This is a genomic window from Pseudomonas oryzihabitans (assembly GCF_007665395.1).
Lineage (GTDB): Bacteria > Pseudomonadota > Gammaproteobacteria > Pseudomonadales > Pseudomonadaceae > Chryseomonas > Chryseomonas psychrotolerans_C.
The window spans coordinates 689,108-702,580 of record NZ_VDND01000001.1; the positions used below are offsets into that span (position 1 = coordinate 689,108).

A 13,473-nucleotide genomic window follows, 5' to 3' on the forward strand; every position below is an offset into this window, starting at 1 on the left:
AACCAGAACAAACAGCAGGAGCCTCCACCATGAAAACCTCTCTAGCACTCGTCATAGCCTTGCTGGCCTTGCCAGCCGCCCTGGTGCAGGCCGCGGAAGCGGCGAGCGTCCAGGGCCTTTGGCTCAGCGCCGACCAGGACGCCGCGGTCAAGGTGATGCCCTGTCCGGACAACGCCAACGCCCTGTGCGGCACCATCGTCTGGGACAAGGACGCCGGCAATGCCCATGACACCTGTGGCACCCGCATCTTCCAGATGAGCCGGGACGACGGCGGCACCTGGCGCGACGGCTGGGTATTCGATCCGCGCGATGGCAAGAAATACAAGGGCTACGTCCGCCGCAAGGGCGACGACCTCAACATCCGCGCCTATGTCGGCACCGAGGTGCTCGGCAAGACCGAACAGCTCACCCCCCTGAGCACCCTGCCCGCCAGCCCGCGCTGCAGCTGAACCCTCGCAAGGAGCGACCCTCATGAACCTGATCACGCACCGCGCCCCGGCGGCGGCCCTGCTGTGCCTGGCGACCCTGAGCGCCACGGCCCAGGCCGACGACGACCTCGCCAGCTACGCCCTGACCGTCACCCCGCGCCTGCTCTCGGACGTCCGTAACCGCAGCATCTCGGATTCGCTCAACCAGCCGGGCGCCAAGGTCACCGTGGAATTCGCCCACGAAAGCGGCCTGATCGGCCTGGCCGAATTCGGCACCGTGAGCAAGAAGCAGTTCATCGACGGCGACGGCGCCAACGTGCTGCTGGCCGGCGGCTACCGCTTCGGCGATCCCGACGCCTGGCATTTCGGCGTGGGCCTGGCGGGAGAATTCTTCCCGGGTGCCCATTTCAAGGCGCCCAGCCGCATCGACCCGGATACCGGCGCCCCGGACGGCTATCGCAGCACCAATTACAACAGCCAGTTCGCCGTGCTGGAGATCGGCTACGGCGCCCTGCAAGGCCGGATCCTCAACGTCCTGTCGAAAAACTACCGCGGCGCCAACACCCCCGGCGTCTGCGGCGCCCAGCTGCAATTCAACCCGGATCCCACCAAGGGCCTGGAATGCTACGCGAAGGGTGACCATGACTCCCGCGGCAGCATGCTTTATGACCTCGACTATCGCTACGAGCTGACGCCGCGCACCAGCCTCAAGCTGCACGCCGGCTACCAGCAGATCCGCAACTTCTCCGAAGCCAACTTCAGCGACTACGGTGTCGGCCTGGTGCACCAACGCTGGGGCTTCGATTTCGGGCTGGACTATGTGAGTCCCCATACCCGCGCCCGCGAACTCTACATCGCCGAAGACGGCGACCATCAGCGCGCGACGGACGAGGCCCGCTGGGTGCTGTCCGTGGCCCGCCCCTTCTGAGTCGCCGCCCATGAAACCGCACGTCTTCGCCACACCACCGGCCCCCACCCAGGCCACCGCCCTCGACGGGCTGGTGCTGGTGGTGGATCTGGGCACCTCGGGCTGCAAGAGCGCGCTGGTCACCCTGGGCGGCGAGGTGGTCGCCTGGACCTTCCATGGCGTCACCCTGCACGTCGAGGGCCACAGCGCCGAACAGGATCCGGAGGACTGGTGGCAGGCGTTCCTGCGCGGTGCCGGCGAACTCTTGAGCGCGGATCCGGCGCGGCGGCGGCGGGTGGTGGCGGTCTGCTGCTCCACCCAGACCGAAGGCACGGTGTGCGTCGATGCCCAGGGCCAGGCGCTGGGTCGGGCCCTGCTCTGGCTGGACATGCGCGGCGCCGAGTCGGTGGCGCGGCGGGTCGGCGGTGGCCGGCTGAAGGTGGCCGGCTACTCGCCGTTCAAGCTGTGGCGCTGGATCCGCCTCACCGGCGGAGCGCCTTCGCTGTCCGGCAAGGATTGCGCGGGCCACATCGCCTATCTGCAAGACCACCAGCCGGAACGCTACGCGCGCACGGTGAAGTTTCTCAACGTCCTCGATTTCATGAACCTGCGGCTGACCGGTCGCTGCTGCGCCACCGCCGATTCCATCTGCACCGCCTGGATCACCGACAACCGCGACTCGCGCCAGGTGAAGTATGACGCCGGGCTGATCCGCACCCTGGGCTTCGATCGCGACAAGCTCCCCGACCTGGTGGACTCGGCCGAGGTGATCGGGACCCTCAGGACGACGGTGGCCGACCAACTGGGCCTGCCGCGCAGTACCCCGGTGGTCGCCGGCTCGGTCGATACCTCGGCGGTGGCGGTGGGCTCGGCCGTGGAGGACTTCGCCCCGCACCTCTACCTGGGCACCTCCTCCTGGCTGGGCGCCCACGTGCCCTTCAAGAAATCCGATGTCTTGCGTCACATGGCCGCGGTACCCAGCGCGGTCAAGGGCCGCTACCTGGCCATGGCGCTGCAGACCGCGGCGGGCGCCAATCTGTCCTTCCTGCGCGACAAGGTGCTCTATCACCCGGACGAGTTGCTCAGTGACGAACAGCACCCGGATCTCTATGCCCTGCTCGACCGCATCGCCGCCCGGGTGCCGGCCGGCGCCCGCGGCCTGCTCTACACCCCCTGGCTCTACGGCGAGCGCAGCCCGGTGGACGATCCCAGCCTGCGCGCAGCCCTGATCAATCTGTCGCTGGAGCATACCCGCGAGGACATCATCCGCGCCTTCCTCGAAGGGGTAGCCCTCAATACCCGCTGGATGCTCGAGCCCTTCGACCGTTTCCTCGGCCGTCGCCCGGAGCGGATCACCGCGGTCGGCGGGGGCGCCCAGTCCAATCTCTGGTGCCAGATCATGGCCGACGTCACGGGCCAGGTGATCGCCCAGCCCGACGCGCCCATCCAGGCCAATGCCCGGGGATCGGCCTATATCGCCGCCGCCGGCATCGGTGCCCTCGCCTTCAGCGACGTGCCCGACCTGCAACGCGCACCGCGGCTGTACCAGCCCTGTCCCCAGGCACGGGCCCGCTACGACGACAGCTACGCCACCTTCCTCGAAGTCCGCCGCCGCCTGGCACCGCTTTACCGGCGCCTCAATCCCAACCAGGGAGCCCGACCATGAGCGATACCCTCGACCTACGCGAACAGGTGGTGGACCTGTGCCTGCACCTGGTGCGCCGCGGCTTCTTCGCCGCCACCGGCGGCAACCTGGCCTTGCGCCTGGACGCCGAGCGTATCGCAGTGACCCCCTCCGCGCTCGACTACTACGAGATGCGCGCGGAGGACGTCTGCATCCTGCGCCTGGCGGATCTGCAGCAACTCGAGGGCGATCGCGCGCCCTCGGTGGAAACCGGCCTGCACGCCCGGGTGCTGCGGCGCTTTCCGGCGGCGGGGTGCAGCCTGCATACCCACCAGCCGCTGGCCAGCGCCTGCACCCTGCTGGGGGGCGCCCTGACCGTCGACGACCCCGAGCGTTGGCCCGACCTGGGCCGGCATCTTCCGCTGGTGGGCTACGCGCCGTCGGGCACCGGTTGGCTAGCCCGATTGCTGGACCGTGCCCTGACCGCCGAGAGTCCGGCCTACCTACTGCGCAACCACGGGGTGCTCTGCTACGGCGTCACCGCCAGCCAGACCCTGGCGGTGCTGGAACAGCTGGAAGGCTTCTGCCAGCACCACCTCACCCAGCGCATCGCCAATCGTCCTGGTATCCCCGCCGCCGACAGCCTGGCTCGCCAGCGCCTGCTGGCCACCCTGTCCGCCTCCTCCCCGTCCTGAGGTCCGCCATGAACCAGCCCCTGACCACGCCGCCGCCCATCGTCCCCACCCCGCCGGCCATTTCCGCCTGGCCCGATACCGACACCCTCTACCAACGCTTCGACGCGCTGGTCAAGCAACCCATGCGCCCCCTGCGGCGAGACGCTCTGGCCAAGGTCATGGGCTATTTCGACGAGCGTTGCCAAGGCTCTCGGCGGCTGGGCGAGGAGGCCAAGCGCTTCATCCCGGGCGGGATCCAGCACAACCTGGCATTCAACTATCCCTTCCCGCTGGCCATCGCCCAGGCTGAAGGCGCCCACCTCACCGACGTCGACGGCAATAGATACATCGACTTCCTCCAGGCCGGTGGCCCTACCCTGCTCGGCTCCAATCATCGCGGCGTGCGCGACCAGGTGCAGCGGATCCTCGCCGAGTGCGGGCCGGTGACCGGACTGCTGCACGAATACGAGGTCAAGCTCGCCGAACTGGTCTGTCAGAGCGTGCCCGGCATCGACCAGGTGCGGTTGCTCGGCTCGGGCACCGAGGCGGCCATGGCCGCGGTGCGCCTGGCGCGGGCTTACACCGAGCGCCGCTGGATCATCAAGATCGGCGGCGCCTACCACGGCTGGAGCGACCAGCTGGTCTATGGCATGCGCCTGCCCGGGACCGGCCGGATGGAAGCCCTCGGCATCCCGCGTGGCGCCACCGCCCACACCCAGGAAAGCCCGCCCAACGACCTCGACGCCCTGCGCCGGCGCCTGCAGTTCAATCGCCTGCGTGGCGGTACCGCAGCGGTGATGGTGGAGCCCTTCGGCCCGGAGAGCGGCACCCGCCCGGTACATCCGGAGTTCAATCGCGAGGTGCGCAAGCTCTGCGATGAATTCAGCGCCCTACTAATCTTCGACGAGGTGGTGACCGGCTTCCGCGCCGGCATGGGCGGCGCCCAGGGCTACTTCAAGGTGCTCCCGGACCTGACCGTGCTGGGCAAGTGCCTGACCGGTGGCTACCCCATGGCCGGCGCCCTGGGCGGCAAGGCCGCCGTCATGCAATTGCTGGTGGGAGGGATCGGCACCTCGTCGAAGCGCGCCTTCGTCGGCGGCACCCTGTCCGCCAACCCGCTGTGCTGCGTGGCCGGCTATTACGCCCTCAAGGAGATCCAGCGCCTGGACGCGGCCGGCCAGGCCGGCCGCGCGGGTGACCGCCTGCGCCAGGGGCTGGACGAGATCATCCAGCGCCGCAACCTGCCCTATGTCGCCTACAACCTCGGCTCCATCGTCCACCTGCAGACTTCCGGGGTACTGCTGCTCGACACCAGCAATCCGCTCAAGCTGCTGCGCGTGCGCAACGAAGCCAAGGCACGCAAACACATGATGGAGGAGATGGGGGCGGCCTATACCGCCCACGGCCTCATCACCCTGGCCGGCAGCCGCATCTACACCAGCCTGGCCGATACCGACGCCGTGATCGACGACGCCCTGGAGCGCTTCGACCAGGTCTTCCAACTGGTATGAGGCCGACCATGAGAGCTGAACTACGCCAGCAATGGCTGGACCTGCAGCAACGCCTGACGCGCCAGGGCGAGCGCGCGAACCTGGCCCTGTCCGTCCGGGTGCCAGGGGCGGCGACGCTCTGGTACGGCACCCTGACCGACGCCGCCCCCTGCGAGATCGGACTCGACCGGACCGCCGGCCTCGCCGCGGATCACGCCCTCGTCTACCGCGAGCGCGCGGACATCGGCGCGATCATCCAGGGCGGCGGTCGCTACGGCCAGCACGTGGTCGACTTCGGCGGTCGCCTGCCGGAGCTGTTCGACGAACAGGCGCGACACCTGGGCCGCATGGCACCGGCCGTAGAACGCGCGAGCGACTTGCCCGAGGCCCTGGCCGAACAGGGCAACGTGCAGCTGCTGGCTGGCCAGCCGCTCTGCCTGGGTACCACGACCAGCCGCGTGGCACTCAACGCCGACCTGTTCGAGAAATGCGCCAAGGCGTACACCCTCGCCCGGGCCACGGGCGCGAACCTTACCCGGCTACCCTGGTGGGTGGTGCTGATCGCCACTCGTCGATTGCACCGTGACCAGCGCGCTGCCGCCCAGGCCTTCACCCAGGGCCGGTTGCCCGCGGAAAGTCGCGGCTACTAGCTGTCCAATCGAGGTACACCGGCATGAGCACCCTCCCACCGTCGCCGGCGCGCCAGGTCTGCGCCGCCCTGCTGCTGGGCTCCCTGGCATTGCTGATTCTCGGCCTGCAACCCCTGCTGCTGGGCGAACTGTTCACCAGCGGACGGGCCACCCTCGACGGCCTGGGCCTGGTCGCGATGGGCGAGATCGTCGCCCTGGGCCTGGGGGTGATCGCGGGAGAGGCATTGGGGCCACGCCTGAGGCTCCCGCGGGTACTGGTCCCGGCGAGCCTGCTGGCGATCGCCGCCGATCTCGCCAGTGCCCAGGCCAGTGGCGACCTGCTGCTGCTCGGCCTGCGCGGCCTGGCCGGGCTGGGCGAAGGCCTGCTGCTGTGGGCCGCGGTGGCCCTGATCGTCCGCCAACCCGCGGCGGAGCGGCTATCGGGGCTGTTCATGGCCCTGCAGACGCTGTGTCAGGGCCTGCTGGCGGCGGTCCTGGCGCTGTGGGTCCTGCCGCATCTGGGCAGTGCCGGTGGCTTCGTGCTGCTGGCCGCGGTGACCGCGCTCGCCATGCCGCTGACCGCGGTACTCCCTCGCCGTCTGGCCGCGGTGGAGGTCTCCCAGACGACCACGCCGCGCCGCGGCTGGAGTCCGCCCCAGGCCCTGCTGCTGGCCTTCGTCGGCGTGCAACTGGCCGCCGTGGGCGCGCTCTGGGCCTATCTCGAACCCTACGGCGAGGCACTGGGGCTGCGCGCCGCCGAGGCCCAGCTGCTCATCGCGGCCAGCTTCGGCACCCAGCTGCTCGGTGGCCTGACCAGCGCGGCCCTGGTGACCTGCCTGCCGGCAGCGACCACCCTGGCCCTGGCCACCCTGCTGCTCGGCAGCCTGGCGGCCCTGATCTACGGCCTCGCCCCCGGCGCGTACCTGACCTTCGCGGTGCTCTGCCTGGTCTTCACCTTCATCTGGCAGACCCTCACCCCCTTCCAGATCAGCCTGGCCCTGCGCCTGGACCCCAGCGGGCGCATCGCCACCCTGGTGCCCTCCCTGCAACTGCTCGGCAGCGCCGCCGGTCCGGCCCTCGCCTCGCTCTGGCTGGAGGGCGCCGACGTCCGCCCCGCCGCCCTGACCAGTGTCCTGCTCGCGCTCAGCGCGCTGGGGCTGTCCGCGCTGCTGGCCATCAGTGCGCGGAACGCCCGGCCGGCCACCTCCTGGCGCTGGCAGCGTCCCGGCTGACCCTTGCCCACCCCTCTCGTCGACTCCTTCGCCCTGCGGAGCTCCGCCATGCACGCGCCCCTTGCCACCCAGCCGTCGCCCCCTGGCGAAAGCCAGCTCTTGCAACGCCTCTTCGCCGCCCAGGGCCCGCGCGCCCTGGCCTTGCGCACCTCCACGGCGGCGGAGCGGCGGGTCCTGCTGCAACGCCTGCACGGCGCCCTGGTACGCCGGCGCCAGGACCTCTACCGGGCGTTTCGCCAAGACTTCGGCAAACCCGAGGTGGAGGTCGAGCTCTCCGAGATCATGCCGGTGCTGGAGGAAATCCAGCATGCCCGACGGCATCTCCGCCGCTGGATGCGACCGCGCCGGGCAAGGCCCACCCTGACCTCGCTGGGTTGCCCAGCGCATGTCCATAGCCAGCCGCGCGGCCGCTGCCTGATCATCGGCCCCTGGAACTACCCGGTCTCCACCCTCCTCGGCCCGCTGGTGTCGGCGCTGGCGGCGGGCAATACCGTCATGCTCAAGCCGTCCGAATTCACCCCGGCGGTCAATGCGGTACTCCGCGACCTGCTCGCCGCGGCCTTCGACACCGACACCGTGGCCTTCTGCGAGGGCGACGTCGAGACCGCCCAGGCCCTGCTGGCCCTGCCCTTCGACCACTTCTTCTTCACCGGCTCGACCGCCGTGGGCCGCCTGGTGATGCAGGCCGCCGCCCAGCACCTGGCCTCCGTGACCCTGGAGCTGGGCGGCAAGTCGCCGGCGATCATCGATGCCAGCGCCGATCTGGACGCCGCCGCGGAATTGCTGCTCTGGGGCAAGTTCCTCAATGCCGGGCAGTCTTGCGTGGCCCCCGATCATGTCTTCGTCCCGCGCCCATTGCTGCCGGCCTTCAACGCGCGCTGTCGCGCGCTGCTGCTGGAGCGCTACGGCAAGGATCCCGCCAGGAGCCCCGATTTCGCCCGCCTCATCCACCCCCGCCATGCCCAGCAGTTGGCGACGCTGCTGAGCCAGGCCCAGGCAGCCGGTGCCCAGCTGGTGCACGGCGGCGCGCACGACGTGGCCCAGTGCTACCTGGCACCGACCCTGCTCGATTGCTCGGACACCCCCAGCGCCCTGGATAGCCAGGAGATCTTCGGCCCCCTGCTGCCGGTGATCGCCTACGATGACCTGGACGAGGTCCTGCAGCGCATCGACGCCGGCCCCAAGCCGCTGGCGCTCTATCTCTGGAGCAGGGATCGCGGGGTGCAACGACGGGTGGTCGCCCGCACCAGCTCCGGCAGTGTCGGCCTCAATCTGTGCATGCAGCAGTACACCCAGCTCCATCTGCCCTTCGGTGGCGTCAACCAGTCCGGCAGCGGCAGCGCCCACGGCCAGGCCGGCTTCCGCACCTTTTCCCACGAGCGCAGCGTGCTCGCCGCCGGTCCGTTGCTGGCGATCCGCCTGCTGCTGCCGCCCTACTCGCCGCTCAAGTTGCGCCTCGCGCAATGGGTGTCGCGGCTGACCGGTGGCGGCTAGGGAAGGCCTGACCGGGCGCACCATCCGCCGGGAATGACGCTTCCAAGGATGCACGACCGGCGCAGCAACCCTTAGAATGGCCGGGCTGGCGGCCGCGGCCGTGCCGATTCGCCACAGGCGCGGTCCAAGCCCGGCATGGGTTACCCTTGCACGTGAATTCTATTTGGAGCGGTGAGCTGAACGATGGGCTTTGAGCAACTAGCTGAACTACGCGACCGCCTGCGGGCCGAAAAAGCGCAGGTAAAGACCGAGAGCAACGAGCGGCCGGCGCGGAGACCTTCACCGAAAGCCAAGACCCGCGAGCAGAAGCCCCGCGAGCAGGATCCGGTGGTCGAAGGCATCCGCCGGCTGCAGAAGCAGTTCCCGCTGGCCTTCCCGGTGAATCCCGCCCCCAAGGTGCCGCTCAAGGAAGGCATCCTCAAGGACGCCGAGCAGCACCTCGAGCGCCTGGGCATCACCGGCGAGCAGCTCAAGCAGGCGATCGCGACCTGGTGCCGCGGCACCCGCTACTGGGCGGCCATGACCGAAAATGCGCCGCGGCTGGATCTGCAGGGCCAGCCGGCCGGCACCGTGACCGCCTCGCAGGCTGTCTATGCCAAGCAGCAGGCTCGCCGCCAACGCGCCCAGGCCCGTCGTGAGCAGGCCAAGGCCAAGGCGGAAACCGCCGCCCCGGTCGACGCTGAAGCGCCGGCAGCGGCCGAGGCCGTCGCCGCCCCGGCAGACGACGCCTCCGCCTGAGGCACTCTGCCCCTGTCGCCCTGACAGGGACAGCCGTTCCAGACGGCCGCCGCGCTAGGAGCGGCGGCCCGGCAACTCGATCCGCATGACCGTGCCCCCACCCTCGCGTCCCAGGGCGACGATGCGTCCCTGATGCGCCGCGCAGATGGCGCGGGCGATGGAAAGACCCAGCCCGCTTCCGCCCAGGTGCCGCGCGCGGGAGCTGTCGGCACGCCAGAAGCGGTGGAAGACCCGCTCGCGATCGGCCTCCGGAATGCCCGGACCGCGGTCGCGAAACTCCAGTACCACCCCTTCCGCCAGCGATGCCTGGACTATGTCCAGTTCGCCGCCCGCCGCGCCATAGCGCAGGAAGTTTTCCAACAGGATATTGAGCAACTGGCCGAGCCGATCCCGGTCGGCGAACAGCGCTTGCCGCGGATCCAGGTCCAGTCGTACCTGGATGGCCTCGGCCTGCAGCTGGGGGGCGAACCAGGCCAGCCGTTCCTCGACCAGCGCCGCCAGCACGAAGGGCCGCTGGTCCAGCGCCAGTTGCCCGGCTTCGGCCAGCGACAGGGTGTGCAGATCACCCACCAGGGTATTGAGCAGATCGAGCTGGCGCTTGACCATCTGCAACTGGCGGGCATCGGCGGGGAAAACCTCGTCGAGAATGCCCTGTACCCGCACCGAGGCGGCGTTCAGCGGCGTACGCAATTCATGGGCGAGGATGGCGCTGGAATCGCGCACGTCGCGTTCGTATTGCTGCAGTCGCGCGGTCAGGCTGTTGAAGTCGAGGGCCAGCCGCCGCAGCTCGGCGGGGGCCGTCTCGCTCATCTCCAGCCGGGTGTCCAGCTTGCCCGAGGCGACCTGGCGCGCCGCCGCGGCGATGGCGGAAAACTCGCGCGACAGCGGTCGCGACAGGCGGAAACCCGCCAGTAGGATGAGCGGCACGGCGGCCAGCACCAGGCCCACCAGCACCCACCAATCGCGGCTGGCGATGCCGGGCAGGAAGTAGCGCACCGGGTAGTAATGACTGAACAGCTCCCAGAGCCGGGCCTCGTTCTGCTGCGGATCGGCACGCAACTGCAGGATCTCGGCGCGTGCGAGCTCCGGCACCTGGCGCAATACCCACCAGTCGCCGAACAGGAACCAGAGGTACATGCCGGCGGCGATCAGCAGTACCGCCCCCAGCGCCAGCAGACTCATCCGCCAGCCGACCCAGCGCCCCAAGGGGGCCTGCCCTTTCATGGGCGCCGTCCGTTCATGCGAAGCGATAGCCGACGGCGCGCACCGTCACCGGCACCCCGGGAATGCCCGCGGCTTCCAGCTTGCGCCTGAGATTGTGCAGGTGGGTGTCCACCACCCGCGCCAGCGCCTCGCTCTCCGGAAGGCAGCGCTCCAGCAACTCTTCGCGGGTAAAGGCCTTGTGCGGGGTGCGCATCAGGGTGGCCAGCAAACCGAACTCGGTGGGCGTCAACTCCAGCGCGCGCGGTTGCCCGGCCTGGTCGACCAGCGCGCTGAAGCTTTCCAGATCCACCGTGAGGGCGCCCTGCCGCAACCAGCGCTCGTCCCGTGGGGCCTGGTGGCAGCGACGCAGCACGGCATGGACGCGCGCCACCACCTCCTTGGGATTGTAGGGTTTCACCACGTAGTCGTCGGCGCCATAGCGCAGCGCCCCGAGCTTTTCCGGCTCGTCGCCGATGGCGGTCACCATGATCACCGGCGTATCCCCCGCCCGCCGGATCTGGGCCAGCACCTCGGTGCCGCCGAGGCGTGGCAGCATCATATCCAGCAGGACCAGATCGGGCTGCCGACGCTGGAACAGCTCCAGCCCCTGGCGACCGTCCTCGGCGAGCACCACCGCGAAGCCGTCGCGGAGCAGATAGGCCTCCAGCACGCTGGCGCTGTCGGGGTCGTCCTCGACGATGAGTATGAGTTTGTCGCTCACGTCCGCTCTCTTGATCGAATCTCGACAATTCGCCGAAGGAATCTTGATCCGGCGTTCCTAGGCTGGTGACCAGAGCCTGAAGCCCGGTCTTACCGCCATGCCCGCTACCCTCGCCGCCGCCAGCCGTTCGCTCCTGTTCAGCAGCCTGCTGAGCCTGGCGAGCTGCTCGCTGATTCCCGCCTATCAGCGCCCGCCGCTGCCGATACCGGCCAATCAGGGCGAGCTGCAGCGACCGCTCCTGCCGCCCGCCACGGCCAGCGACCTCAGCGCCGACGAGCGCCAGGTGCTGGCGGCGGTGAGCGACGAAGCCCTGTTGCCCGAGGTGGTGTCCCAGGCGCTGGCGGGCAACCGAGACTACCGGATAATCCAGCTCAGGGTCGAGCAGGCGCGAGCCCAACTGGCGGGGCGCCAGGCCGAACGCTGGCCCACCCTGGGCCTTGGCGTCCAGCGCCCACGCCAACGCTTCGCCGATCCCGCCCTCGACGAGCGCTACCAACAGGACCTGGCGACCGCGACCCTGGGCGTCGACGCCTTCGAGCTGGATTTCTTCGGCCGGCAGGCCAGCCTCGGCGAGGAAGCGCGGCACCAGTTGCTGGCCAGTCGCTACGGCCAGCAGGCCGCGCGGGGCGCCCTGCTGGCCGAGGTGGCCCGGCTCTTCCTGCTGGCCCGGGAGGCCGACGCCCAGGTCGGCAGCGCCCAGGCGATGGAGACCCTCAGCGAGCAACTGGTGCAGCGGACCCGCGCCCGCATCGCCGCCGGCGACCTCCCGGCCGCCGCCTTGGAGGCACTGAACCAGACCGCCCTCGACGCCCGTCAGCTCACGCGCCAGCGCCTGAGCCAGCGCGCCGACGCCTATCAGGCGCTGGCCTGGGTGACCGGTTATCGCCTGACACCTACCCCAGCTGCCGTCCGTGCCCTCGCCAGCACACCGCCGGCACCCCCCGGCGAGCTGGCCGACCTGCCGTCCACCCGGCTGCTGGAGCGCCTCGATGTGCGTGCTGCGGAAGAACGGTTGCAGGCCGCCAACGCCAGCATAGGCGCGGCCCGCGCCGCCTTCTTTCCCAGCATCCGCCTGAGCACCGCGGTAGGTCTGGCCAGTCCGCAGCTGCAGGACCTGCTCAGCGCCGGCCACGGCCTGCGCCTGCTCACGCCGTCCCTGTCGCTGCCGCTGCTCGACGGGGGTCGCAACCGCGCCAACCTGGACGCCGCCACCAGCGCTCGCGACCTGGCGCTGGCCACTTACGAACGCACCTTGCAGGACGCCTTTCGCCAGCTGGCGGACGGCCTCGAAGAGCGCCGCCTGCTGCTCGGCCAGCGGCAGACCCTGGACGACCAGATCCAGCTGAATCGCCAGCGTGAGCAGCGCCTGGCGCGCCAGTGGGAGGCCGGCGCCGGCGATCCCACCGCCCGGCTGCAGGCCGGGCTCGAGGCGCTGCGTGCCAGCGACGCGCTGCGCCAGACCGACCAGGCGCTGCGCTTCAACCGTCTACGCCTGTACCGCGCCCTGCACGGGCTGGACAACCCTTCCGCTACCTGAGGACCCGTCATGAATCCCCGGCCCCTGTTCCCGCTCCTGCTCTGCCTGACCCCGCTGGCCACCCAGGCCGCCGACGTCTCGCCGTGGGGCGATCACACCGATGTCAGCCTCGGCCTAGTGGCCGGTGCCGTGAGTCGTTACATGGGCTCGGCGGACTACCGCCCGCAGCTGTTACCCCTGGTGGTCGTGCAGCGCGGCCTGTTCTTCGCCGACACCACCCGCGGCCTCGGCCTGCAGTGGCAATCGGCCCAGGGCCTGACCCTGAGCGGTGCCCTCAACTACGACTTCGGCCGGGACGACCGCGACAACGCCTCGCGTCCGGGCGCCGATCGCCTGAGGGGCATGGGTGAGGTCGACAGCGCCACGGTGTTCGATCTCACCCTGAGCCAGGCGCTCGCCCCCTGGCTCAGCCTCAATGCCGAGGGCGAATGGCGCCTGGCCGGCGCCCAGCGGGGCACCAGATACCGCCTGGGTCTGGAAGCCATCGGCCTACACACCGAGCGCGACACCCTGGCCCTGGACCTGGACGCCCACGCCGGCAACCGCCGCTTCAACCAGACCTACTTCGGCGTCACCGACGCCCAGAGTAGCGCCAGCGGGTTCGCGCCGGCCCGGATGGATCGAGGCCTCTATGCCTATTCGGCGGCCCTGAACTGGTTGCACACCTTCGACCCGCACTGGAGTTCGGTGGCCACCCTGACCACCACCCACTACACCGACCAGGTCCGTGACAGCCCCTTGCTCCAGCGGGCCACCGCCACCACCGCCCAGCTCGCCCTGACCTACAGTTTCTGAT

General features: G+C 70.0%; 13 protein-coding genes. 11 read left to right on the forward strand and 2 right to left on the reverse strand.

What is annotated here, in order from left to right; genetic code table 11:
- The first annotated feature begins 29 nt into the window (after positions 1 to 29).
- The 9 genes from FSV73_RS03150 (at position 30) to FSV73_RS03190 (ending at position 9,216) form a co-directional block, all read left to right on the forward strand.
- On the forward strand, positions 30 to 449 hold the full coding sequence (locus FSV73_RS03150; RefSeq protein WP_145003685.1) for a DUF2147 domain-containing protein: 420 nt from the start codon (positions 30 to 32) through the stop codon (positions 447 to 449).
- Between the two features lie 22 nt (positions 450 to 471).
- The gene (locus tag FSV73_RS03155) at positions 472 to 1,356 is read left to right on the forward strand and encodes a TorF family putative porin (protein ID WP_145003688.1); all 885 of its coding nucleotides are present in this window, start codon (positions 472 to 474) and stop codon (positions 1,354 to 1,356) included.
- 10 nt (positions 1,357 to 1,366) lie between these two features.
- A complete protein-coding gene (locus FSV73_RS03160) occupies positions 1,367 to 3,001 on the forward strand; it encodes a xylulokinase (protein WP_145003691.1) in 1,635 nt (544 codons plus the stop codon).
- Positions 2,998 to 3,654, forward strand: a complete 657-nt coding sequence (locus FSV73_RS03165; protein WP_145003694.1) for a class II aldolase/adducin family protein — start codon at positions 2,998 to 3,000, stop codon at positions 3,652 to 3,654. Before FSV73_RS03160 ends, FSV73_RS03165 begins: the two co-directional genes overlap by 4 nt.
- An 8-nt stretch (positions 3,655 to 3,662) precedes the next feature.
- Complete coding sequence (locus FSV73_RS03170; protein WP_145003697.1) at positions 3,663 to 5,144, forward strand: aspartate aminotransferase family protein; 1,482 nt, start codon at positions 3,663 to 3,665, stop codon at positions 5,142 to 5,144.
- Between the two features lie 8 nt (positions 5,145 to 5,152).
- A complete protein-coding gene (locus FSV73_RS03175; RefSeq protein ID WP_145003700.1) occupies positions 5,153 to 5,773 on the forward strand; it encodes a hypothetical protein in 621 nt (206 codons plus the stop codon).
- Positions 5,774 to 5,796: 23 nt separating this feature from the next.
- Positions 5,797 to 6,984 (forward strand): hypothetical protein, encoded by a 1,188-nt coding sequence (locus FSV73_RS03180; RefSeq protein ID WP_145003703.1) that lies wholly within the window; start codon positions 5,797 to 5,799, stop codon positions 6,982 to 6,984.
- A 48-nt stretch (positions 6,985 to 7,032) separates the two neighbouring features.
- A complete protein-coding gene (locus FSV73_RS03185) occupies positions 7,033 to 8,478 on the forward strand; it encodes an aldehyde dehydrogenase family protein (protein WP_145003706.1) in 1,446 nt (481 codons plus the stop codon).
- Positions 8,479 to 8,661: 183 nt separating this feature from the next.
- Complete coding sequence (locus tag FSV73_RS03190) at positions 8,662 to 9,216, forward strand: ProQ/FinO family protein (protein WP_145003709.1); 555 nt, start codon at positions 8,662 to 8,664, stop codon at positions 9,214 to 9,216.
- Between the two features lie 54 nt (positions 9,217 to 9,270).
- On the opposite strand, the gene FSV73_RS03195 is transcribed toward FSV73_RS03190, so the two are convergent.
- Together FSV73_RS03195 and FSV73_RS03200 are read right to left on the reverse strand one after the other, a co-directional pair.
- On the reverse strand, positions 9,271 to 10,440 hold the full coding sequence (locus FSV73_RS03195; RefSeq protein ID WP_145003712.1) for a sensor histidine kinase: 1,170 nt from the start codon (positions 10,438 to 10,440) through the stop codon (positions 9,271 to 9,273).
- A gap of 13 nt (positions 10,441 to 10,453) precedes the next feature.
- On the reverse strand, positions 10,454 to 11,140 hold the full coding sequence (locus tag FSV73_RS03200) for a response regulator (protein WP_145003715.1): 687 nt from the start codon (positions 11,138 to 11,140) through the stop codon (positions 10,454 to 10,456).
- 97 nt (positions 11,141 to 11,237) lie between these two features.
- On the opposite strand from FSV73_RS03200, the gene FSV73_RS03205 reads away from it, so the two are divergent.
- A complete protein-coding gene (locus FSV73_RS03205; protein WP_145003718.1) occupies positions 11,238 to 12,677 on the forward strand; it encodes a TolC family protein in 1,440 nt (479 codons plus the stop codon).
- Positions 12,678 to 12,686: 9 nt separating this feature from the next.
- Positions 12,687 to 13,472: a MipA/OmpV family protein gene (locus FSV73_RS03210; RefSeq protein WP_145003720.1), complete on the forward strand. Its 786-nt coding sequence runs from the start codon at positions 12,687 to 12,689 to the stop codon at positions 13,470 to 13,472.
- The last annotated feature ends 1 nt before the right edge of the window (position 13,473 follow it).